We start from the raw sequence: 1,708 nt of genomic DNA, 5'->3' as shown, positions 1-1,708 counted from the left end.
GACGTACTTCTCCGCCGTCAGCTCCGGACGATGGAGGTAGCCGCGCGTAACACCCAGCCCGCCCAGGTACAGCTCGCCAACCACACCGATCGGCACCGCGTGGCCGTGGGCGTCGATGAGGCGGAGCTGGCTGTTGGGCAGCGGGCGTCCAATCACCGGGCGGCTGGGGAGGTGGCTAGGATCGACGCGGTGACAGGCGCAGATGATCGTGCCTTCGGTCGGGCCGTAAAGTACGACGAGGTCCGCGTGCGGGAAGACGGCGTGGGCGGCGGCGAGCAAGTCGGGCGGCACGACATCGCCGCCGACCCAGATGCGGCGCAGCCCGACGTAGGGCGCGGGACCATGTGCGGCGGCGTGCTCCACGATCTGGCGGAGCAGGCTGGGCACGGCGTGGAGCAGGGTCCAGCCTTGCAGGTCGCGCACCAACTGCGGCAGGTCGAGGATCTGCGCCTGGGTCTGGATCACCACCGTGCCACCGCCGAGCAGCGGGTTGAATAGCTCGAAGGCGGCGATGTCGAAGGCCACCGAGGCGAGCCAGGGCTGGACATCGCTGGCGCGATAGCCGAAGGCGTGCTGGCTGGCGTGGAGCGTGTGCAGCAGATTGCCATGCTCGACCTGCACCGCCTTGGGCTGGCCGGTCGTGCCCGACGTGTAGATCAGGTAGGCCAGGTGATCGAGCTGCACGGTGCTCGGCGGCGGCATGCTGGGCTGGGCAGCGATGGCGGGGGCATCCGTATCGAGGCAGAGCACCACGGCGGCGTGCTGCGGCAGGCTGCTGCGCAGGGCGGAGGTGGTCAGCAGCACGGAGGCCTGGCAATCGGCGAGGATGAAGGCGAGGCGCTCGTACGGCGTGGTGGGATCGAGCGGGACGTAGGCGCCGCCCGCCTTGAGCACGGCCAGCAGCGCCACGACCAGATCGAGCGCGCGATCGAGATAGACCGCCACCCGTCGCTCCGGCCCGACGCCGAGCTGGTGGAGCTGCTGCGCCAGTTGATTGGCACGACGTTCCAGGGCGGCGTAGCTCAGGCGCTCGTCGCCACACACGAGTGCGGTGGCGGTGGGCGTGCGCGCCGCCTGCCGGGCGATCAGGTCATGGACCAGCGGCGCGCGCGGATAGTCGTACGCCGTCGCGTTCCACGCGTTCAACATCTGCCGCTCGGCCTCAGTCAGCAGCGGCAGCTCGGCGAGCTGCTGCCCCGGATTGAGCGCCATGCTCGTCAGCAGCACGCTCAGGTGTCCCAGCATCCGGTCGATCGCGCTATCATCGAAGCGTCGGCGATCATAGCTGATAATGAACTCTAGCGCCGCGCCTGGAACCGCCGCGATGTTGAGCGGATAGTTGCTCTGCTCCCTACCGCGCGCATGCTCCATGCGCAGCGGAGTGTGCTCACGTTTCGACGCAACGGCCTCGTTGATCGGGTAGTTCTCAAAGATGAGTAAGCTCTCGAAGAGCGCCTGTCCACGCGGAACGTTGCTCCAGCCCTGGATTTCTACCAGCGAGCTGTGCTCATACTGCCGCAACTCGGCTTGCTGCGCCTGCACATTTTTAAGCCAGGCGAACAGCACCGCCTCAGGAGCGACTTTGATTCGCACGGGCAGGGTGTTGATGAACAGGCCGACCATGCGCTCGACGCCGGTCAGCTCCGGCGGACGGCCAGCGACGGTCGCGCCGAAGACGACATCGGGCGTGCCGCTGTAGCGGCTCAGC

1 protein-coding gene is annotated in these 1,708 nt (G+C 67.9%); it reads right to left on the bottom strand.

The window, feature by feature from the left end:
• Window positions 1–1,708 (bottom strand): amino acid adenylation domain-containing protein (locus tag VFZ66_22060; protein ID HEX6291886.1); only part of this gene is annotated, 1,708 nt, incomplete at both ends.

Source organism: Herpetosiphonaceae bacterium, from assembly GCA_036374795.1.
Classification (GTDB): Bacteria; Chloroflexota; Chloroflexia; order Chloroflexales; family Kallotenuaceae; genus LB3-1.
The sequence above is the reverse complement of the archived record's forward strand: the minus strand, read 5'-3'. Positions and strand labels throughout refer to the sequence as shown.